This is a genomic window from Nocardia sp. CNS-044, assembly GCF_059570515.1.
The window spans coordinates 443,826-464,030 of sequence record NZ_JCANSX010000009.1 but is presented as its reverse complement, the minus strand read 5'-3'; the positions used below and the strand labels follow the sequence as shown (position 1 = coordinate 464,030).

The window sequence follows — 20,205 nt, the reverse complement described above, 5'->3', positions numbered from 1 at the left end:
TGCAGTGATCACTATGGATGATTGTGGTGCTTCGTCACGGACACCGCCACGCGGAACTGTAGCCCGTCGGCGGGTGCCCCGCCTGCAAACGTGGACACCAGGAGGACTCGTGTCGTCGGCATCCCTTGTGGCTGGGGATCGCCCATTTTAGGGATGGCTACGCTACGCGAACTCCTTGTTTCGAGATTACCCGAGAAACGCGTGGCACAACCGTACGGACGTGCCGGTAACAGCATATATCGCACAATTCCGACACGCGCAGCGAAGCGCCGGAGTAGTTACGGCACATGTCCTGTGCCGCCGGATAATTAGGCTCGCCTACCCTCAGTTGTCGTAGCGCACAAGGTTCGGGCCCGGCCGCCGGGGACGGCGCCGGGCCCGAAGAAGTTGCCGGGGATTCAGTCCAGCTGAACCGACTGGATGGTCACCGGGGCGCTGGGTTTGCCGTCGCCGGGACCGTTGGAGTTGTCCTGGCCGATCTGCGCGATCTTGTCCAGCGTCGCCATGCTGTTCTCGTCCACCGTGCCGAAAATGGTGTACTGCGGCGGCAGCTGCGAGTCGCCGTAGACGATGAAGAACTGGCTGCCGTTGGTGCCGGGGCCCGCGTTGGCCATGGCCAGCGTGCCGCGCTTGTAGTCGATCGGCATCTGGCTGCTCGGGTCGCCCTCGGCGTACTGATCGGTCGGGTACTCGTTGTCGAATTCGTAACCGGGACCGCCCATTCCGGTGCCGGTCGGATCGCCGCACTGGAGCACCTTCAGGCTCTCGTCCGCGGTCATCCGGTGGCAGTCGGTGCCGTCGAAGTAGTTCTGGGTGGCCAGACTCACGAAGCTGTTGACGGTGCAGGGGGATTCGGCGTTGTTCAGGGTCAGGCCGATCGGGCCCTGATTGGTGTCCATGCTCACGCTGACCTTGGCGTCCCCGCCGGTGGTGGGGATGCCCTGCGCCTTGGACGGCTTCTGCACCGGCTTGTCGGCGGGCTTGGCGCCGTCGCGGTAGGTGCAGTCGACCAGTTCGGGCTTGGCCTTGGCGTTGGGCGGCGCGGCGGCGGACAGCGACGCGTCCTTCGTCTCGGAGGCGCTGTTCTGGTTGTCCTCGCCCTTGGTGAGGAAGTAGACGCCGGTGACGGCCGCGACCGCGACGACCACACCGAGCACGGATCCGGCGATGGTCAGTTGCTTGCGTCGGCGCGCGCGTTCGGCCCGGTTGGCCAATTGGCGCTCGAGCTTGCGCTTGGCCGCTGCTCGTCGCTGTTCGTTGCTCGGCACTACCACGTTCCTCCCGTGTCGGCTTGCTTCCGAGGTAAGAGTGTGCCATCTCTTCCTGAGACCGCTCGGCAGTTCCTCGTACGGGTCGGAGGCAAACCGGTTGGACTTGACGGGCGGTGGTGGTGGAAACTGGACCATCGTGACCAAGACCAGCAGCTTCTCCGCCCCGCGGGGGGTACCGGACTACGTGCCTCCCGGCTCCGCCGAGTTCGTCGCCGTGCGCGACGGCCTCGTGCATGCGGCCCGACTGGCCGGGTACGGGCACATCGAGCTGCCGGTGTTCGAGCAGACCGCGCTGTTCGCGCGCGGCGTCGGCGAGTCCACCGACGTGGTCAGCAAGGAGATGTGGACCTTCGCCGACCGCAAGGGCGAGAGCTTCACCCTGCGCCCCGAGGGCACAGCGGGCGTGATGCGCGCCGTGATCGAGCACGGCTTGGACAAGAGCGGTCAGCTGCCGCTCAAACTGTGCTACGCGGGGCCGTTCTTCCGCTACGAACGCCCGCAGGCCGGTCGCTACCGGCAGTTGCAGCAGGTCGGCGTCGAGGCGATCGGCGTGGACGACCCGGCGCTGGACGCCGAGGTCATCGCGATCGCCGACGCGGGCTATCGCGGCCTCGGTCTGGACGGGTTCCGGCTGGAAATCACCTCGCTCGGCGACGAGACTTGCCGTCCGCAGTACCGCGAGCTGTTGCAGGACTTCCTGTTCGGCCTGCCGCTGGACGAGGAGACCAAACGCAGGGCGCAGATCAACCCGCTGCGCGTGCTGGACGACAAGCGTCCCGAGGTCCGCGAGCTCACCGCCGACGCTCCGTTGATGATCGATCACCTCTCCGAGAGCGCCAAGACGCACTTCGAGCAGGTCCTCGGCCACCTCGACGCGCTCGGCGTGCCCTATGTGCTGAACCCGCGGATGGTGCGCGGCTTGGATTACTACACCAAGACCACCTTCGAGTTCGTGCACGACCAGCTGGGCGCGCAGTCCGGCATCGGCGGCGGCGGCCGCTACGACGGGCTGATGGCCGAACTCGGCGGCCAGCCGCTGTCGGGCATCGGCTTCGGTCTCGGCGTCGACCGCACCGTGCTCGCGCTGGAAGCCGAGGGCAAGTCGGCGGCCGTTCCGTCACGCTGCGAGGTGTTCGGCGTGCCGCTGGGCGACGCGGCCAAGCAGCGCCTCGTCGTGCTCGCGGCGCAGCTGCGCGGCGCGGGCATCCGCGTCGACCTCGCCTACGGCGGGCGCGGCGTCAAGGGCGCGATGAAGGCGGCCGACCGCTCCGGCGCGAAGTTCACCGTGGTGCTCGGCGACCGCGACCTGGCCGAGAACAGCATCGCCGTGAAGGACATGGCGACCGGCGACCAGCGGCACGTGCCGCTCAGCGAGGTCGTCGGCGTCCTGCGCGAGGCGCTGATCGCGGGGCACTGACCCGGCTCGGCGGGCGGGGCGCGGGGACGAAAGCCCCGTGCCCCGCCCAACGCCGTACTCCTCGGATACGCGCGCGGTACCGTGTCTGCGCACCGCCGGTGCGGTGACCTTGCGGAGAGGTGGAGAGTGGACGCGAATCCTGGTCAGCCGGAACCGGTTCCGCCGGTCGGACTCGATCTCGTCGCACCCGAGATGTACGAGCCGATGCTGCGCAGGCTGGCGCTGGCGGCGGCCGGCGTCGGGATCGGCGCGGCGCTGCTCGCGGCGACCGTCGTCGAGTGGCCGATCGCGGTCGCCATCGGTCTGGTCGTCGGCCTGCCCACCGTGGGCTACGCCTTGGCGCTGCGGCGCCGCCGGATGTGGGTGACGGGTACGACCATCCACGCCCGCCGGGTGTTCGGCGAGCGGCGAGTCGAGGTCGCGGCGGCCACCGGCGTCGAGCTCCTGGTCTTTCCCGCGCGGCTGAGCCGCATCGTGCTGCGCGTCACCGCGGGCCCGGACGTCCAGCTGATCCCGCTCGCCATGTACACCGACGCGGGCAGCGGACGGGAGCTGCACCTGCTCGGGCTGCGCAAGCTCGCCGACGCACTCGCGGCCAGCCACCTGGCCGCCGCGGTCGCGGTCTCGGCGCTGCTCGTGCACCAGTTGCGCGCCGAAGCGCGCGACGCCCGCCTGGAGGAGCGCCCCCTCTACCGCGCCGTGCAACTGGCCCGCGCCAAGGACTACGTCTCGCCGGTCGTGCTCACCGACCGCGAGATCGCCGAACTCGGCTGATCCATCTGTTCCCACACGCTCCGTGTACGCCCCACACAGGCGGTGCCTATGTGCGGCGTACACGGACTGTGTGGGGCGTGAGGCGTTGCTCACGGGCGCGTTTCGACCGGCGTGAGGCTGAGTAGGGTTGGGCCTGAGTATCCGTTCGACGCAAGGAGTTCGCGTGAGCACCGCCGCTCGGAACACGCCCGTGACCGTTGCCGTGACCGGCGGAGCCGGGCAGATCGCCTACGGTCTGCTGTTCCGTATCGCCTCCGGCGCGATGCTCGGACCGGAGACTCCCGTGCGGCTGCGGCTACTCGAGATCCCCGCGGCGGTCGCCTCCCTGGAGGGCGTGGCGATGGAACTCGAGGACGGTGCGTTTCCGCTGCTGGACTCCATCGACATCAGCGACGATCCGTGGGTCGGCTTCGCGGGCGCCAACATCGCGCTGCTGGTCGGCGCGCGCCCGCGGACGGCGGGCATGGAGCGTTCCGATCTGCTGGCAGCCAACGGCCCGATCTTCACCGAGCAGGGACAGGCCATCAACGCCAGCGCCGCCGACGACGTCAAGGTGCTCGTCGTCGGCAACCCGGCCAACACCAACGCGTTCATCGCCATGAGCAACGCCCCGGACGTGCCCGCCGAGCGTTTCACCGCGATGACCCGCCTCGACCACAACCGCGCCATCGCCCAGCTGGCCAAGAAGACCGGCGCGCCCGCCGCCGACATCGCCCGCGTGACGATCTGGGGCAACCACTCCGCCACCCAGTACCCCGACATCGGCCACGCCACCGTCGCGGGCCGCCCAGCCCTCGACCTGGTCGACGCCGCCTGGCTGCGCGACGATTTCATCCCCACCGTGCAGCAGCGCGGCACCGCCATCATCCAGGCCCGTGGCGCGTCCTCGGCCGCCAGCGCGGCCAGCGCCGCCATCGACCACATCCACGACTGGGTCCTCGGCACCCCCGCGGGCGACTGGACCTCGATGGCTGTCCCGTCCGACGGCTCCTACGGCGTCCCCGAGGGCCTTATCAGCTCGTTCCCGGTGACCTGCGCCGACGGCGGCTACGCCATCGTCCCGGACCTCTCGCTCGACGAGTTCTCCCGCGCCCGCCTCACCGCCACGGTCACCGAACTGGAACAGGAACGCGAGGCCGTCGTCGACCTCGGTTTCGCCAAGCGCGGCTGATCCGGCCGCCGAGCGCCGGACCGACGAGGCGATCGCCGGACTTCGCAGGTCATCCACCCGCCTCGCGGCGAACATGGGACGCAACCCCGCGAGGCGGGTGCGATCTCCGCGAGGTCAGGCGACGATCCAGCTTGTCGTGCCGCGGCGGAGGGCGCTGCACGGTGACGCTCACTCGCCGAACAGCGCCATCGACGCGGTGAACCCGTGCAGTGCGTTGCGGCCCGCGACCGGGCCGATCTCGCCCGCGGCGAAGAAGCCCGCGAGCGGAATGTCGCCGAGGATGTCCTCGATGGCGGTGGCGTCGTGATCCGCGACCCCGAACATTCGCCTGCCGCGTCCGTTGCAGGTGAACAGCAGGGCGCCCGCGGGGCGGCCGGGGAGCGCCGCGCGGGCCTGCGCGAGTGCGGCGCGCAGATCCCGGTCGGCCACGTCCGCGTCGCGGACCTGGAACTGCACGGTCGTGCCGACCTCGACTTCCTCACCGATTTCGATCGCACCGCTCGCCGGGTCGGCGCCGAGCAGTCCGCGGATCAGGAAATCGCCCTGGCCCGGGGTGGCCAAGTGCTCGTCTACCACGATGCCGATCTGTACGCCACGCGCCACCAACTCCTGCTGATCGGGCGGTAGCGCGTCGACGATCTCGCGCAGCCGCCAGATCGGCGATCGGCCGCCGAGTTCGGTGATCACCGCGCCACTCGCCTCGGTGACGATGTAGGGCTGTCCGATCGGGCGGCAGCCCTGCGACACGACCGGCACACCGCACAGCCCGGGAAGTCGCACGCCGACCGCACCCGAGGACACCACCTCGTGGTCGCGGAACAGCCTGCTCCCGCCGGGACGTGGGCCGCCGCTCACGAGCCCGCCCATCACGACGGTGCCGGGCATATCGGAGTTCATGTGCTCGAGCAGCGCTTCGGCCGGGAAGGTGAAGGGGTCGGGCAACAACAGGTGGAAATCGTGCGCGGTGCGGTCGAAGCGATAGCCGGCGAGCAGCCCGCCCGAGGTCGTCGGGACGAAGTCCAGTTCGAACGTCTCGGCGGGCGCACCGGACGCCAGCCACACCGCCACCGCGGGTTCGTCCTCGAGCTCGCGCCGCCCGGCCACGATCGCGTGCGCCACGCATCCGACGAGCGCGGGCACGCGGACCGCTTGATGGACGCCGTCGAGCACAGCGGAAGCCTCATGCCTGTGTGCCCGCGACGCGAGGAGCACCGCGAGCGAGGGCGACGCACCCGCGAGCCGGTCGCGCGCACGCAGGGCAGCCTCCGCGCCGGCGTCCTTGGCGTCGGGCGCGGTGGAGAGTCCGACCGCGATCCGCACAAATCCATCGTAGGGCGCGGTGATCGCAGGGACACCTCACACAGCTATCTGCTTCGCAAGGGTCGCAGCCGCTGCGAAGCGTGCGGAGGTGGCGCGAGGGTCAGGCGACGGTCCAGGTTTCCGGGCCGGTGAGGAGGGTTTGGAGGGAGTCGGGGGTGAGGGGGTTGCGGTCGGCGGCGGCGGTGTTCTGGGCGCGCACGGCGTCGTCGTAAGTGGGGCGAGTGGCGCTGCGGAAGATACCGGTGACTACATGGCCCAGGTCCTGGTCGGACAGGCGGGAGAGGGCGTAGGCGTATTCCGGGTCGTCTGTGTAGGCGTCGTGCACCACGATGTCGGCCTCCTCGACCTCCGCCGCGCGGACCACACGCAGGCCGAAACCGCTTCGCACGACGGCGAATTCGCCTTCGGCGCCGAAACGCAGCGGCTGTCCGTGGTGCAGCGGGATCAGTCGCGATTCGGCGTCGCCGCGGCGCAAAACGTCGAAGGAGCCGTCGTTGAAGATCGGGCAGTCCTGCAGGATCTCGACAAAGGACGTGCCGCGGTGTTCGGCGGCGGCGCGCAGCACCTCGGTGAGTCCCGCGCGGTCGGAGTCGATGGCGCGGGCGGCGAAGGTGGCCTCGGCTCCCAGCGCGAGCGAGAGGGTGTTGAAGGGGTGGTCGACCGAGCCCATGGGCGTGGACTTGGTGATCTTGCCCTGCTCCGAGGTCGGCGAGTACTGGCCCTTGGTCAGACCGTAGATGCGGTTGTTGAACAGCAGGATCGTCATGTTCACGTTGCGGCGCAACGCGTGGATCAGGTGGTTGCCGCCGATGGACAGCGCGTCGCCGTCGCCGGTGACGACCCAGACCGAGAGATCCGGGCGCGTCACGGCCAGACCGGTGGCGATGGCGGGCGCGCGGCCGTGGATGGAGTGGATGCCGTAGGCCTCCAGGTAGTACGGGAAGCGGCTGGAGCAGCCGATCCCCGACACGAACATCAGGTTCTCCCTGCGCAATCCGAGCTCGGCGAGGAACCCGCGCACGGTCGCCAGGATGACGTAGTCGCCGCAGCCGGGGCACCAGCGGACCTCCTGATCGGAGGTGAAGTCCTTGACCTTCTGCGGTCCGTCCGCGCCGGGCACTCCGGACACGCCGGAGAGGCCGAGATCCGTTCCGACGAGCGAGGTTTCGACGATGGTCATCAGTTGCCCCCGATCCGCTCGGCGGTGGCCGCGCGTCGTGCGTCCTGTGTCCGATAAGTGGCCCGCGCACGGGCGGTGAACGCCTTGTCCTGTTCCATGTCCTCGATGGAGCCGTCGAGCGCGGCGTCGATGACGCCGACGAGTTCCTGCGCCGAGAAGGCGGTACCGGCGATCTTCGTCCACGGCTGCACGTCCACCAGGTACTTGGCGCGCAGCAGCATGGCCAGCTGGCCGCCGTTCATCTCCGGCGCGACCACCGTCCGATAGCGGCGTAGCACCGCGCCGAGGTCGGGCGGCAACGGATTCAGATGCCGCAGGTGCGCCTGGGCGACCGGGACGCCGCGACGGCGGGCGCGGCGGCAGGCCTCGCCGATCGGACCGTACGAACTGCCCCAGCCGATCAGCAGCAGCTCGGCGCGCCCGTCGGGGTCGTCGACCTCGAGCCGGGGGACGGCGATGCCGTCGATCTTGGCCTGCCGCAGCCGGACCATCAGCTCGTGATTGGCGGGCTCGTAGGAAATGTTGCCGCTGCCGTCGGCCTTCTCCAGTCCGCCGATGCGGTGCGCGCGCCCCTTCGTGCCCGGCACGGCCAGCGGGCGGGCCAGGGTTTCCGGATCGCGGGCGTAGGGCTGGAATCCGGTCTCGTCATCCGCGTCGGGTTCGAAGCCGGGATCGATGGGCGTCAGTTCCGCGACGTTCGGAATCGCCCACGGCTCCGAGCCATTGGCGATAGCGCCGTCGGAGAGCAGCAGCACGGGAGTGCGATAGGTGAGCGCGATCCTGGCCGCCTCTACGGCGGTGGCGAAGCAGTCGGCGGGGGAGCGCGGCGCGAGCACCGCCACCGGGGACTCGCCGTTGCGGCCGTGCAGCGCTTGCAACAGGTCCGCCTGCTCGGTCTTGGTCGGCAGACCCGTGGAGGGCCCGCCGCGCTGCACGTCGACGACCACCAGCGGCAGCTCGGTCATCACCGCCAGACCGATCGTCTCGCTCTTCAGCGCGAGACCGGGCCCGGAGGTGCTGGTGACGCCGAGCGCGCCGCCCAGCGCGGCCCCGAGCGCCGCGCCGATGCCCGCGATCTCGTCCTCGGCCTGGAAGGTGGTGACGCCGAAGTGCTTGTGCTTGCTCAGCTCGTGCAGGATGTCGGAGGCGGGCGTGATCGGATAGGTGCCGAGGAAGACCGGCAGCCCGGCCAGCTGTCCCGCCGTCACCAGTCCGTAGGCCAGCGCGGTGTTGCCGGTGATCTGGCGGTAGGTGCCCGGCGCGAGGGTGGCGGGCGCGATCTCGTAGGTGGTGGCGAAGGCTTCGGTGGTCTCGCCGTAGTTCCAGCCCGCGCGGAAGGCGAGCACGTTGGCCTCGGCGATGTCGGGCTTGCCCGCGAACTTCTCGCGCAGGAAGCGTTCGGTGCCGCCGATCGGCCTGCCGTACATCCAGGACAGCAGGCCGAGCGCGAACATGTTCTTCGCGCGCTGGCCGTCCTTCTTGCCGACCTCGGCGGGTTCGGTGGCGGCGAGCGTCAGCGAGGTCATCGGCACCTGGTGCACCACGAAATCGGTGAGCGAGCCGTCCTCCAGCGGGTCGGTGGGGTAGCCGACCTTGGCGAGGGCGCGCTTGGTGAACTCGTCGGTGTTCACGATGACGGTCGCCCCGCGCGGCAGGTCCTCGAGGTTCGCCTTGAGCGCCGCCGGATTCATCGCCACCAGCACGTCGGGCTGGTCGCCCGCGGTGAGGATGTCGTAGTCGGCGATCTGGATCTGGAAGGACGAGACGCCGGGTAGCGTGCCCTGCGGCGCGCGGATCTCGGCGGGAAAGTTCGGCTGGGTGGCCAGGTCGTTGCCGAACGCGGCCGCTTCGTGGGTGAAGCGGTCGCCGGTCAGCTGCATTCCGTCGCCGGAGTCCCCGGCGAACCGAATGACGACCTTTTCCAGTTTGGCTGTGCCGACATCGTTTTGGTGCGAAACCATATGCCTGCTTCACTTCCTCGTCGAGTGAGAGGTGCCATGGCCAACCTACTCCGCCTCAGGCGGGTATCGCCGCTGAAGCGCGCAGTCCGCCGCGGATTGATTTCCCGAGGTCGGGCGGGTCGCGGATCAGGCGAACAGCGCCAGCTGGGTGTCGGAGGCGCGCGGCGGGTCCTCGGCGCGCACCCGCGCGGCCATGGCGTCGCAGTTCCTGGTCAGACGGTGTCGCTCGAGCAGGGGCGTCATGCGCTCGCGGAGCCAGGCCGAATACTCCGGCGTGACGTAGGCGCCGCGGCCGTACAGCTGGCGGTATTTGCGTAGCAAGGCGGGGTGCGCCTCGGCCAGCCAGCCGAGGAACCAGCCGCGGGTGCTGCCGCGCAGATGCATCGGGAAGGCGACGGCCGAGGACGCGCCCGCCGCCGCGATCGCTCCGAACAGTTCGTCGAGATGCGCGCGGCTGTCGGTGAGGTACGGGATGACCGGCGCGACCATCACGTGCACCGCGAAGCCCGCGTCGGTCAGCGCGCGCACCATGTCGAGCCGGGCGCGCGGCGACGGCGTCCCGGACTCCAGGCCTCGGTGCAGTTCCTGGTCGAGGATGGCGATGGAGACGGCCAGGCTCACCGGCACCTCGCGGGCGGCCAGCGTCAGCAGCGGCAGGTCCCTGCGCAGCAAGGTGCCCTTGGTGAGGATGGAGAACGGCGTGCCGGAATCGGTCAGCGCGCGAATGATGCCGGGCATCAACCGATATCGGCCTTCGGCGCGCTGGTACGGATCGGTGTTGGTGCCGAGCGCCACCGGGTCCCGATGCCAGGATTTGCGGCCGAGCTCCTTGCGCAACACCGCGGCGATGTTGGTCTTCACCACGATCTGCGCGTCGAAATCACGGCCCGCGTCCAGGTCCAGATACTCGTGGGTGGGGCGGGCGAAGCAGTAGCGGCAGGCGTGCGAGCACCCGCGCATCGGGTTGACCGTCCATTGAAAGGGCAGATTCGAATTCTCGGGCATCTTGTTCAGCGCGCTCTTGCAGAGCACTTCGTGGAACGTGATGCCCTCGAATTCCGGTGTCTGTACGGTGCGAACGAACCCTGCCCGGCTCAAGCCGGGCAGTGCGCCGTCGTCGGCGTCCAGGGTCTGGTTCTGCCACCGCACCCAGTCAGTCGAACATGCGTTCTAGGGTGTGTCAAGCGATGCGGCGGGTCTCCGTCGCGTCGAACGCGGTCGTATCGGCGAAGAAGGTGACCAGATCGCGCACGGTGTCGTCGATCGGGCGCGGCCGGTAGCCGAGTTCGCGTTCGGCCTTGCCGTGGTCGACCACCGGCGCGGAGACCAGCGCGCCGAGCGCGGCCTTGGACAGCATGTCGGTGCCGAGCATCTTGCCGATCGGCGCGAGGATCGGAATCAGGCCACCGACCAGTTTGGGCGGAATGGTGAACCTCGGTCCCTTCTTACCGCCGTGTGCCGCGGCCATCCGGCACAGATCGAGCATCGAGATCATCGACCCGCCGAGTAGGTAGTTCTCGCCGGTCCGGCCCTTCTCGCCGGCCAGGATCAGGCCTTGCGCCACGTCGCGCACGTCGACGAGGTCGAAACTGCCGCCGATCATCGCGGGCACCCTGCCGAGGGCGGCTTCCCGCAGTGCGAGATTGATCCGGGAAAGGGGGGTGCTGTAGTCGAGGGGTCCGAACACGCCCGTCGGGTTGCAGAGCACGGCGTCCAGGCCGTTGTCGACGGCCTTGCGCAGCTCGACCTCGCCCGCCCACTTGGAGCGGTCGTAGACCGGGAGCGCGGGGTCGGTGGAGCGGACTGTGCGTTCGTCGATGCGGCCGCCGCAGCTGTACTGGTTGAACGCGTGGATGGAGCTCGCGTGCACCATCCGGCGGACGCCGACCTCGAGCGCGGCTTCGGCCACCACCCGCACGCCCTCGGTGTTGACCTTCCACGCCAGGTCGTTCTTCTCGGCGAGAGTGACCACGGCGACCAGGTGGTACACGGTGTCGACGCCCGTCAACGCCTCGCGCATCGACGCGGGATCGAGCACGTTTCCCGCGATCCAGGTGACGTTCGGGTGCGCCGACCGCTCGGGGGCCACTCGGTCGATCGCGGTGACTTCGTGTCCCAGATCGACGAGCAGGCGGAGCAGATTCGTGCCAAGGTAGCCGGCGGCGCCGGTCACTGCGACCTTCATGGCGATAGAATATAGAACTTGTTCTAATTTGCAACACGTTCCAGTTCTGCTCGTCGTGGCGCGATCGGTTCCGCTTCGGTCGGCTACGGTCTCGAAACTTGCCGGTAGCGTCCGCTATATTGAGCCCAACCGCAGCGGCTTCGCCGTTCGGACGGCCGAGCTGTCCGGGGGCACAGTCGTTTCGGGCAGGGAGACGTTCGACAACGCTATGTGCACGACACAGATGTTCACGACGAATTGGGGGGCAACTCGATGAGTGATCTCTCGGTGGAGACCGAAGCGGTCCGGGCATTCGCCACGGAGAACGCCGGGATCGCCGCGCAGGTTTCCTCGGCAAGTTTCGACGGACCGGCTCAGGTGGCCGCACTCACGCCGGTCTTCGGGCTGATCGGCGCCGACTATCTGCTGAGCTTCGCGGCCGCGCAGGTGCTGCAGGCCAAAGACATCAACGACCTGTCGGCCAAGTACGCCGACCTGTCGTTCAAGGCGTTCAACGCCGCCTCGCTCTTCGAGGGCACCGACACCGGCAACGCGGCCGCGATGAACGTCCAGACGGGCGAGATCGGAGGCGGAGCGTGAAGCCGCTGGACTCCTCGCCCACGGGTCTCATCGCCCCGTCCGAGCCCGCTCTCGACTCGCTCGACCACGCCGCGGCGGGCGCGAATCAGGCTGCCGCCATGGCGATTCCCACCGATCAAGCTCTCCTCGATCTGCCGCTGCCACAGCTGCCCGAGGACATCGCGCCCATCGAGGCGCCGGAATTCGTGTTGTCGCAGCGGGTGAGCGAGGACGCGCCCGCGCACGGCGCCATGCCCGCCGGACTGCCCGGCCTCGGTGGCGCGCCCGCGCCGGAGGCCCAGGACATCCTCGGTGGAATGCCCACGGACGTGGAAAGCCTGCTCGCCGGTGCGAACACCGCGATCAGCCACGCTGCCACGCAGGTGCAGGACGCCGCGAACAACCTCATCGGTCAGACGAGCGGACTGCTCGGTGGCGCGTTGGGCGGGAACCCGTCCGGCGCCGCGACGCCCGCGGCGGCCGCGACCCCGCAGCTGCCGACCCTGCCCGAGTTGCCCGCCGACCCGATCGGCGCGCTGATGAACGGCCTGCAGATTCCGGCGCTGCCCGGCGTCGACCTGCTGTTCAAGCCGATCCTGGATCTGCTCGGCAGCTTCGGCACCGGCGTGCTCGGCGCACTCGACCCGACCGCGATTCTGAGCCAGTCCTCGAAGATCATCGAGACGGCGATGCAGCTCGGCAAGGGCAGTCTCGCCACCGTCGAGCAGGTCTGGGAGGGGCAGGCCTCGCGCCAGGCGCAGGCGGCCGGGCAGGAAGCCAACCAGCAGGGGCAGGAGACCAGCCAGCGCGGCTTCGACATCTCCGAGCTCACCCAGCGCGCCGCGGCCGTTGTCCAGCAGGGCAACGCCCAATTGCTCGGTATCGCAGGGTCTTTCGCCACCCAGGCGACCGCGATGGCGCCGGTCATCCTCACCCCGCCCGGCCAGGCCGCGCTGATCGCCAGCGCGACAGAGCATCTCGGGCAGGCCGTCTCGGTGGTGAACATGACCCGCGGAGATCTGGCGGGCAAGACCGCCGAGCTGAACGGCGTCGTCGGGCAGCTGCTCGGGCAGAGTGGACTGCCCTCGGCGCAGGAGGTCGCGCAGGCGGCGGCGCAGAACATCGGAGAGCCGCTGCTGGCGCAGGCGCAGGAGACCGCGACGCAGGCGGCCAGCACCAGCCCCGGCAGTGGTCTCAACACGTCGACCTCGACGATCCCGTCCTCGTTGAACACCACCGGCGCCGCGAGTACGCCCGGCTCGCCGAGCGGTCTGCTCGGTCCGCTGGGTCGTCCGGGCGGCCCCGGTCCCGGTGGCGGTGGCCCCGGACCGGGCTACTCCGGAGTGCCGAGCACACCGGGTCTGCCCGGCGCCGCGGTGCCCGCCGTCCGTCCGATCGGCATGCCGGGCGCGACGCTGCCGACCGGTCTCGGCGCGGCGACGACGCCCGCGGGCACCGGTAGCTCGTTCATGGGCGGTGGCGCGCCGGGTGCGGCCGGAGCCCGCCAGTCCGACGACGACCAGCACTCGCGCAACGTGCAGCCGTACCAGAGCCGTACCGGCAACGACGATCTCACCGGACCGCTCGGTGAGTCGACGCCGGACGTCATCGGTGCGACGCACACCGACGAACTGCTCAGCTCGGACTACGAGCAGGACCAGTTCTAGGGATTCGCAACGGGTTTCGCGACGGCGCCCTTCTCCCGGAGTCGGGGAGGGCGCCGTTGTTCGTCTTCGTCAGGTGATGTCGGGAGGCCTGCGGCGGCCCGCGACGAGTTCCGTGGCGAGGTCTTCGTAAGCGACGGCGAGCTCCCCGAGGCGCTCCCAGGCGAACCACAGGTCCAGTCGGAGTTCTCGGCGAGAGCGCTGTGGGCGTGTGCGGTGAGTTGGGCGAGGCGATCGATGATCGCGCCCAGACCCTCGGTGTGTAGGTAGGCCCCGCCGTGCGCGACGGGAAGGTTCGCGCGCGCCCAGCGGTCGATGCCGCGCAAGTCGGTTCCTCGCTGATGAGCGGGTGGGCGTACGCGATTCGAAGAACCCCGCGTGGCGGTGCGCTAGCGTTCTCGCCCGACGAGTGGGTGGCGTTCACCAGAGCCGTCGTGGGTGGCGACTTTCAGCAACCGATCTCCTGATCGGAACGGTTCCGCGCTGGGTGCTTCCGCATCTCGCGAGTGTTAGCGCGCCGGTGGTAGTCTCAGCCGCAGTTGGCTGGGGGCGGAGAAGCCGGTCCACCCCGTGACGCCGAGGGTCCGGCGGTGAAGGTGCCGATGACGAGCAAGTCGAATGCGTGGCGGGTGGGGGTTCTCGCTCTCGGGGCCGCGTTCGTGCTGGTGGGGTGTGGATCGTCGGTGGACGGGGATGCGACTCCGTCTGGGAGTTCCACTGCGACTAATGCTGGGGCGGGAGTTGCGGCGGACGTACCGTCAGGTTTCAACACGTGCACGGATATTCCGCAGAGCGTGCTGGATTCGGAGAAACTCAAGCCGCGGGGGGAAGCGGATTCGAATGCCGCAGATGGCATCAAATGGCGTGGGTGCAAGTACCTGCGCTCGAACGGCTACGCGGCGACGATCACGACTACGAACCTCACGATCGACATGGTGCGACACGAGAACTTCCGCGATGCACAAGAATTCACGATCAACGGTCGTGGAGCAATCTCTACGCGACAAGTCGAGGCTACTCCGGAGGAATCGTGTGTCGTGAACGTAGAGATGAAGGGTGGAAGTCTAGACGTCAGCTTGACGAACCCTTCGGTCACCCGTGAGACGGGACACCTCGACACCTGCGTCCTCGCGCGTACTCTGGCCGAGAAGATCGTTCCGGCAATTCCGGCCGCCGCATGAGACCAATTGCTTACGATCACGGGGAGGGAGTGAAGAGTTGAGCGACGATTCCGAAGCAACGCCTCGGCCAATGGCGAACATGCTCAATGCTGCGCGAGACGGCTATCTTTCGATCGCACTGAAGCCCGAAGACTTCGTCTATATCGACCGCGATTGCGAGCTGTTCAAAGAATCCATCTTGGAAATCAGGAGGATCATGAACGAAGTTGCACGTCAGGATCGCTGGGGGTTGGGGGAAGGCAACAAAGAGATGGTTTCGGCAAGCACAGTGGTCAGCCGATTCCGCTCGAAGGCAAGTGGTGCGGAAGACGGGAATTCCGTTGTGAAGATTATGGACGAGCACTACCGCATCATCGAAGACATCCAGGAAGTGCACAGACTTGTCCGCGAGCGGATGATGCAGGCGGACAGTTGGTTTGCCGACCAGTTCAATCATTTGAACGAAACTCTCCCGGAGCGGCCGCGCGAGGGACAGATTCTCGGGCCGTTCATTCTCCCGGATGGGACGACGAAGTGAGCTACGAAGGCCCACGCATTCCCATCGGTGGCGAACATCCACAACGCTGGAAGCATCCCGACATCAACGACGCCTTCAGCCCGCTGGATGTCACCAATGCGGTGAACCAGGCTCAGCAGTACTGGCAAGTGCGCAACCTGTGGGATCAGGGTCTGCGAACTTTCGAACGCTCGATCCAGGCTTCGATCGATCAGGCTTGGTCGGGCCCGGCAGCCGACAAGGCAAAGGATCGGATCAAGGAGTACACGAAGAAGGCCGACGAACTGACTCCAATCCTCGCGGAGCTGTACACCCGCGTACGCGACGCCGCAGACGCGATCGTCAACACCAAGAAGGCACTGCCCGACCCCGTCGTGATCACCGGGACATCCTGGCTGTGGCCGCCGAATCGGTGGAAGCTCCAGCGAGAGCAGTCGTCGGAGGAGCAGGCTGCGCAAGTGGCGATGGAGACGCACTACGTCAAACCGTTCGCCGACATCGACGGCAAGATTCCGGTGCTGCCAACGCCGGTGAGTCCCACTTCCTCGCTGGACATTTCGCCTCCACCACCCGGCGGGTACAACGGCAGTCCTGGACCAGGCCCCGGCGGCCCCGGTCCCGGACCTGGTTCCGGAGAACCGGGCGACACCGACGGCGACGGTGTACCCGACACCCCGGGCGAGGAGCCGACGGACGAGGAAACCCCCGAGGACACGACCACCGACGACACCTCGACGAGTCCGACGAGCACGACAACCACGCCCACCACCCAGACTCCGACGTCGACCATCCCGGCCGGTGTCAACCCGACCGACCCGAACCGCACGGTACCGAGCGGCCTCCCCTCCGGTCCCGGATCACCCGGCGGCGGCCCGGGACCCGGCACCCCGGGCGTCCCCACACCACCGGGCATGGGCCGCAGCATCCAGGGCGTGCCGACCACACCGGGCACACAGAGTCCGGTGGGTGGTTTGGCAGCGGCGAGCAATGCCAACGCGCGTGGGATGGCCGGTATGCCGGGCATGGGTGCGCCGGGCGCGCGTGGCGGCGGCAAGGACGACGAGGAGCACAAGCTGCCGGAATACCTTGTCACGCAGGAGAACACCGACGAATTGCTCGGCGAGATCCCGAAGACGATCCCCGGCGGCGTCATCGGTGGCGACGGCGACTGACATCGGTGGTTGGCTCCGCATGCTGGGCCTCGGGCGCTCGGCGCGGACCGAGCTCCGCATGCCGAGCTAGAAGTGCCGACTTCGCATGGCAACAAGGTGTGCGGGACGCCGCATGCCCGATCGTGAGATGAGGGTTCGTGGATGGGTGAATGGTCGTGGGAAACGGACGATTTCGCGGCGCTGTGGTTGGGTGACGCGCACGATCGGATCCCGAGTCCGCTGCGACACCTCAGCCGCTTCGCCTTCCGTGACGAGTTCGCCGCGCACCGCGAGGCGGTCCGGCAGCGCTACTCTACCGACGAACTCGACGAGATCCGCGCCGCCCTGCACACGCTGGGCACTTCCGAACTCCGGATCGAAATCCTCGGCGGCAGTTGCAAACACCGCGCCAGCACCGGTCGCGACGACCTGCGCGAATACCGGATCATCGGCGCCCGCACCGGGCATCGTGCCGTCACGTTGTCCCAGTACGGCACCGACAGCGAGCACGGCCCGATCCGCCTGCGCGCCTTCGACGCCGACCAGCTCCCCGCCCGGCTGACCCAAGCGCTCCCCGCCTGCGCGCCGGGCGCCGAGAAACCCGCCACCTTCCACCCGGATGAACTCAGCCCACGCCGCGACGGCTACCTCCAGGACAACGCCCGCAACACCCCGCGCGAGCGCTACCAACGGCTCCTCGGCCGACCCGCCGACGGCGGCGGCTCAGCCGTCCTGCTGACCGGCCCGTTGCACGCCCACGCCACACCCCGCAACGTCGTGCAGTGGTACGACATCTCCGGCGACGGCCGCTACACCGAACTCCGAGGCCAGCACATCACCGTCCGCCCCACCACACCTGCCGACTTGACCGCCCAGTTCGCCACCTGGATCACCCGAGCCCTCGACCATCTCCGCGCCGACGACTTCTGACCGCCATTTCTCTCCCGTCGATAGGGAAACGGTTCTGGCGGTGCGGAAATGGCGGTCCGACACGCTGCCGCGACAGCCCTTTCCCTCGCCGATTCTCGGGCCGAACTACCGGCCCAGCCCCTCCAGCACCGAGGTCAGTACCGTGTGGGCGCTGTCGACAACCCCGTCGAGCGGTTGGCGGTAGTCCTCCAGCACCCATTGCTGAGCGATCGTGAGTACGGCGCCGACGAGCCCGGTGGCGATGGTGCGTAGAAGCGGTTTCGGCACCGCTTCGAGGTCGATCATCGGGGTGGCCAGCTCCAGGAAGGTGTCGACGAAGGATCCTGTCACCCTGCGATAGTCCGCGTCCACGGCCGGGCTGATGCCGAGTATTTCGAAGAACGCGATCCGTGCGATTCGGGGGTCGTCGGCGATGCCACTGAAGAAGCCGGTCAGCGAGCCGTGCACGGCGGCGCTGACGGTGCCGGACGAGGCAGCGGCTCCGTCGACGATGGATCCGCGCAACCGATCGGTGGCCACGGTGTACGCGGCGCGCAGCAAACCCTCACTGCCGTCGAAGGACTCGTAGAAGTAGCGTTTGCCGACGCCCGCCCGCGCGCAGACGGCGTCGATGGTGGTGTTGCGATAGCCGCGGGTGCCGAATTCCTCGATCGCCGCGTCGACGAGCCTGGCGCGCCGCTGCTGTTGACGCTGTTCGGGCCCGGCGCCCCGGTATTTGCGGCCGGGGGCGCCGAGCTCGGAAACGGTCACGCCACCATGGTGGCATCGCCTTCGGTGTGAGACAAACCACGCCGGGCACAGTGCTCGCCGCGGGCCCGTCACGGTCCGCTCACCAGCTGGGATCGCCCTCGACCGGGATGTTGACCCAGCTCGGTTCGTTGGGATCCAGCACGAGATGCTGTGGCCGAAGACCACTCTCGTTCAGCAGCGGGCGCAGCGGCACGCTGCTGGGGAAGTTGCTCGCGAAGATGTCGATGCGCAGCCGATGTCCCGGCTGAAGCACGCCGTCCGTGGCGAACAGTCCGATGTCGAGCACGGTCGGCTGACCGGGGACGACGGGCTCGCGGCTCGCCAAGGTGAGGATCGGGTAGGGATCGGTGTAGTCGCCGTTGGGTGAGCGGGTGGAGGCCGCCTCGTCCACCGCGCGCAACGAGGCGGTGCGCTGCCCGGTCGTCCACACCGTCGAACGACCGTCCGGCGCAACGTCGTTCAGGGTCACCGTCCAGTAGCCGTCCGTGGTGTCGAGCACGGTGTTCAGGTGCACGGCGAGCGGGCCGGAGATCTGGGTCGGCCGGTCCACCGGCGCCGTCGTGAAGGTCAGCGCGTTCACCTCGCTGATCCGCGCGTCTTCGGCGCAGATGTCCAGTGCGGCGATGATGCCCGCCGTCCCGTGCGCGGCGTCGCGCGAGCACAGGGTGGCGAGTCCGGGCGCGATCGTCAGCTGTGCGGGTCCGCCCGGCGCCGCGGTCAGGGAGCCGTCGCCCGCGGCGGTCGGCGCGGTGCCCGAGCGGGCCGCGTTCAAGTACAGCCGCCGGTACTCCATGCCGGGGCGTGGGAAGGACGGGCTGTCGCTCCATCCGCCGCCCTGCTGCCACGACGTCACCTGGCCGTAGCCGTCGATGCCGTTGTCGATTCCCTTGAGCCACTTGTCGAACCACGCGCGCTGCAGCACGTCCAGCGACGGCGGTGCGCCGGGCAGGCCGAGGCCCGCACCGGTGGTGATGTGGTAGGTATCGCCCATCACCAGCTTCTTCTCGCTGTCGGGTACGTCGATGGCGTTGTACACCCGGGGCGAGGAGTAGGTGAAGATGTCGTGCCAGCCTCCGTAGATGAAGGTCGGCACCTGGATCCGCTCCGGATGTCCGACCCACGCGGTCCGCAGCGGGCTCTCGTCGTCGAGCACCGACAGCATTTCCGGCGGGATCTGGTCGATGCTGGGCGTGGCCAGCGCCGCGATGACGACGTTGAAGAAGGTGAACGGGTCGCGGATGCGGTCGGCGAGCCAGGTCCAGTCGAACCTGCCGGACAGCATCGAGACCACGTCGGGCAGCAACTTCGTGGCATTGACCGCGAGGAGCCATTCGGGGATGAAACCGATGCCGAGCGCGCCACCGGGCGCCGCGACGTCGCGGATGAGGTCGCTGCCCGGGACGACCGGGAAGAGCGCTTGCAGCGCGGCGGGTCTGCGTTCGGCGGTGTGCAGCTGGTTGACGGCGGAGTAGGAGATGCCGCTCATGCCGATCCGTCCGTTGGACCACGGTTGGCTGGCCGCCCAGTCCACGACCTCGGCGCCGTCCTGCTGCTCGCGATGGCCGAAGACCTGCCAAACACCCTGCGAGAAACCGGTTCCGCGCACATCGACGACGACCTGCGTGTAGCCGCTCTGAATCAGCTTGCGGTCCACACCGAAGGTCCGAGCGGCGCCGCCGGGCAGAGCGCGCATCAGATCGCTGAGCCCGCTCATCCCGAAGGCCGAGAAGTCCAGACCGCGCAGCACGTGCATCAACGGGTCCCCGAACCCGGGAATCGCCAGCGCGGAATCAGCCAGGTTGGCAACGAGTTTCGTATAGGGCGTCAGGTTGACGACGGTCGGCGTCGGCTCCTGGATCGGCTGACCCGTCGCGTCGGCGGGATGGTAGACGTTCGCCTTCAGCACCGTGCCGTCACTCATGGTGATCGGCACATCCCATTCGATGAAGACATTCGGATACTGGGGCGGCGCATTGTGGGTGGCGACGAACTGGGCGTCGAGCCCGGCGCGCGTGGGCGTCGACTCGGCCGACGGCGCGGACACCACCCCACCCGCCATCACGAGAAATACGGACAGTGCTGCGGCCGCCGCAGCGATCGGACCCCGACGTCTGATCATGCCTTGCAAACCCTCCCAATGAGGAACTACTCCGTTCCCATAAGTGACGCAACGGTAACCTACGCCACGAAATCACG

Annotated in this window: 17 protein-coding genes; 9 read left to right on the top strand and 8 right to left on the bottom strand. The window is 68.6% G+C overall.

Features of this window, described 5'->3' with window-relative positions; translation table 11 throughout:
- Positions 1-398: 398 nt before the first annotated feature.
- Complete coding sequence (locus T333_RS24915) at positions 399-1,268, bottom strand: peptidylprolyl isomerase (RefSeq protein WP_496426012.1); 870 nt, start codon at positions 1,266-1,268, stop codon at positions 399-401.
- Positions 1,269-1,407: 139 nt separating this feature from the next.
- Here T333_RS24915 and hisS point away from each other — a divergent pair, with 139 nt between their 5' ends.
- The 3 genes from hisS to T333_RS24900 all read left to right on the top strand — a co-directional run bounded on the left by hisS (position 1,408) and on the right by T333_RS24900 (position 4,633).
- Positions 1,408-2,688: a histidine--tRNA ligase gene (hisS, locus tag T333_RS24910; RefSeq protein ID WP_357248109.1), complete on the top strand. Its 1,281-nt coding sequence runs from the start codon at positions 1,408-1,410 to the stop codon at positions 2,686-2,688.
- A gap of 126 nt (positions 2,689-2,814) precedes the next feature.
- Positions 2,815-3,462, top strand: a complete 648-nt coding sequence (locus tag T333_RS24905; RefSeq protein WP_496426011.1) for a hypothetical protein — start codon at positions 2,815-2,817, stop codon at positions 3,460-3,462.
- A 163-nt stretch (positions 3,463-3,625) separates the two neighbouring features.
- A complete protein-coding gene (locus T333_RS24900) occupies positions 3,626-4,633 on the top strand; it encodes a malate dehydrogenase (RefSeq protein ID WP_496426010.1) in 1,008 nt (335 codons plus the stop codon).
- A 168-nt stretch (positions 4,634-4,801) separates the two neighbouring features.
- Here T333_RS24900 and T333_RS24895 read toward each other — a convergent pair whose 3' ends face one another.
- The 5 genes from T333_RS24895 to T333_RS24875 all read right to left on the bottom strand — a co-directional run bounded on the left by T333_RS24895 (position 4,802) and on the right by T333_RS24875 (position 11,279).
- Entirely contained in the window at positions 4,802-5,953 is a 1,152-nt protein-coding gene (locus T333_RS24895; protein ID WP_354999706.1) for an FIST signal transduction protein, read from the bottom strand.
- Between the two features lie 100 nt (positions 5,954-6,053).
- Positions 6,054-7,133, bottom strand: coding sequence for a 2-oxoacid:ferredoxin oxidoreductase subunit beta (locus tag T333_RS24890; RefSeq protein WP_496426009.1), 1,080 nt, complete (start codon positions 7,131-7,133; stop codon positions 6,054-6,056).
- On the bottom strand, positions 7,133-9,094 hold the full coding sequence (locus T333_RS24885; protein WP_496426008.1) for a 2-oxoacid:acceptor oxidoreductase subunit alpha: 1,962 nt from the start codon (positions 9,092-9,094) through the stop codon (positions 7,133-7,135). Before T333_RS24885 ends, T333_RS24890 begins: the two co-directional genes overlap by 1 nt.
- Before the next feature lie 126 nt (positions 9,095-9,220).
- A complete protein-coding gene (locus tag T333_RS24880; protein WP_496426007.1) occupies positions 9,221-10,243 on the bottom strand; it encodes an Rv2578c family radical SAM protein in 1,023 nt (340 codons plus the stop codon).
- A 31-nt stretch (positions 10,244-10,274) separates the two neighbouring features.
- Positions 10,275-11,279 carry an NAD-dependent epimerase/dehydratase family protein gene (locus T333_RS24875; RefSeq protein ID WP_496426006.1) on the bottom strand — a complete coding sequence of 335 codons (1,005 nt, stop codon included), beginning with the start codon at positions 11,277-11,279 and terminating at the stop codon, positions 10,275-10,277.
- A gap of 252 nt (positions 11,280-11,531) precedes the next feature.
- On the opposite strand from T333_RS24875, the gene T333_RS24870 reads away from it, so the two are divergent.
- The 6 genes from T333_RS24870 (at position 11,532) to T333_RS24845 (ending at position 17,259) form a co-directional block, all read left to right on the top strand.
- Positions 11,532-11,858 (top strand): type VII secretion target, encoded by a 327-nt coding sequence (locus T333_RS24870; RefSeq protein WP_354999711.1) that lies wholly within the window; start codon positions 11,532-11,534, stop codon positions 11,856-11,858.
- Positions 11,855-13,504 carry a hypothetical protein gene (locus T333_RS24865; RefSeq protein ID WP_357248127.1) on the top strand — a complete coding sequence of 550 codons (1,650 nt, stop codon included), beginning with the start codon at positions 11,855-11,857 and terminating at the stop codon, positions 13,502-13,504. Before T333_RS24870 ends, T333_RS24865 begins: the two co-directional genes overlap by 4 nt.
- A 599-nt stretch (positions 13,505-14,103) precedes the next feature.
- A complete protein-coding gene (locus T333_RS24860) occupies positions 14,104-14,682 on the top strand; it encodes a DUF3558 domain-containing protein (protein WP_496426126.1) in 579 nt (192 codons plus the stop codon).
- Between the two features lie 37 nt (positions 14,683-14,719).
- Complete coding sequence (locus T333_RS24855; RefSeq protein WP_354999714.1) at positions 14,720-15,199, top strand: hypothetical protein; 480 nt, start codon at positions 14,720-14,722, stop codon at positions 15,197-15,199.
- Entirely contained in the window at positions 15,196-16,350 is a 1,155-nt protein-coding gene (locus tag T333_RS24850; RefSeq protein ID WP_496426005.1) for a WXG100 family type VII secretion target, read from the top strand. Before T333_RS24855 ends, T333_RS24850 begins: the two co-directional genes overlap by 4 nt.
- 141 nt (positions 16,351-16,491) lie before the next feature.
- The gene (locus tag T333_RS24845; RefSeq protein ID WP_496426004.1) at positions 16,492-17,259 is read left to right on the top strand and encodes an ESX secretion-associated protein EspG; all 768 of its coding nucleotides are present in this window, start codon (positions 16,492-16,494) and stop codon (positions 17,257-17,259) included.
- 105 nt (positions 17,260-17,364) lie between these two features.
- On the opposite strand, the gene T333_RS24840 is transcribed toward T333_RS24845, so the two are convergent.
- Positions 17,365-18,009: a TetR/AcrR family transcriptional regulator gene (locus tag T333_RS24840; protein ID WP_357248142.1), complete on the bottom strand. Its 645-nt coding sequence runs from the start codon at positions 18,007-18,009 to the stop codon at positions 17,365-17,367.
- A gap of 79 nt (positions 18,010-18,088) precedes the next feature.
- Complete coding sequence (locus T333_RS24835; RefSeq protein ID WP_496426003.1) at positions 18,089-20,128, bottom strand: CocE/NonD family hydrolase; 2,040 nt, start codon at positions 20,126-20,128, stop codon at positions 18,089-18,091.
- Between the last annotated feature and the right edge of the window lie 77 nt (positions 20,129-20,205).

Bases quoted from the DNA above. Each gene is read 5' to 3' on its own strand.
- T333_RS24835 (WP_496426003.1), bottom strand. From the start codon at position 20,128: ATGATCAGACGTCGGGGTCCGATCGCTGCGGCGGCCGCAGCACTGTCC.
- T333_RS24875 (WP_496426006.1), bottom strand. From the start codon at position 11,279: ATGAAGGTCGCAGTGACCGGCGCCGCCGGCTACCTTGGCACGAATCTG.
- T333_RS24860 (WP_496426126.1), top strand. From the start codon at position 14,104: ATGACGAGCAAGTCGAATGCGTGGCGGGTGGGGGTTCTCGCTCTCGGG.
- T333_RS24885 (WP_496426008.1), bottom strand. From the start codon at position 9,094: ATGGTTTCGCACCAAAACGATGTCGGCACAGCCAAACTGGAAAAGGTC.
- T333_RS24845 (WP_496426004.1), top strand. From the start codon at position 16,492: ATGGGTGAATGGTCGTGGGAAACGGACGATTTCGCGGCGCTGTGGTTG.
- T333_RS24870 (WP_354999711.1), top strand. From the start codon at position 11,532: ATGAGTGATCTCTCGGTGGAGACCGAAGCGGTCCGGGCATTCGCCACG.
- T333_RS24890 (WP_496426009.1), bottom strand. From the start codon at position 7,133: ATGACCATCGTCGAAACCTCGCTCGTCGGAACGGATCTCGGCCTCTCC.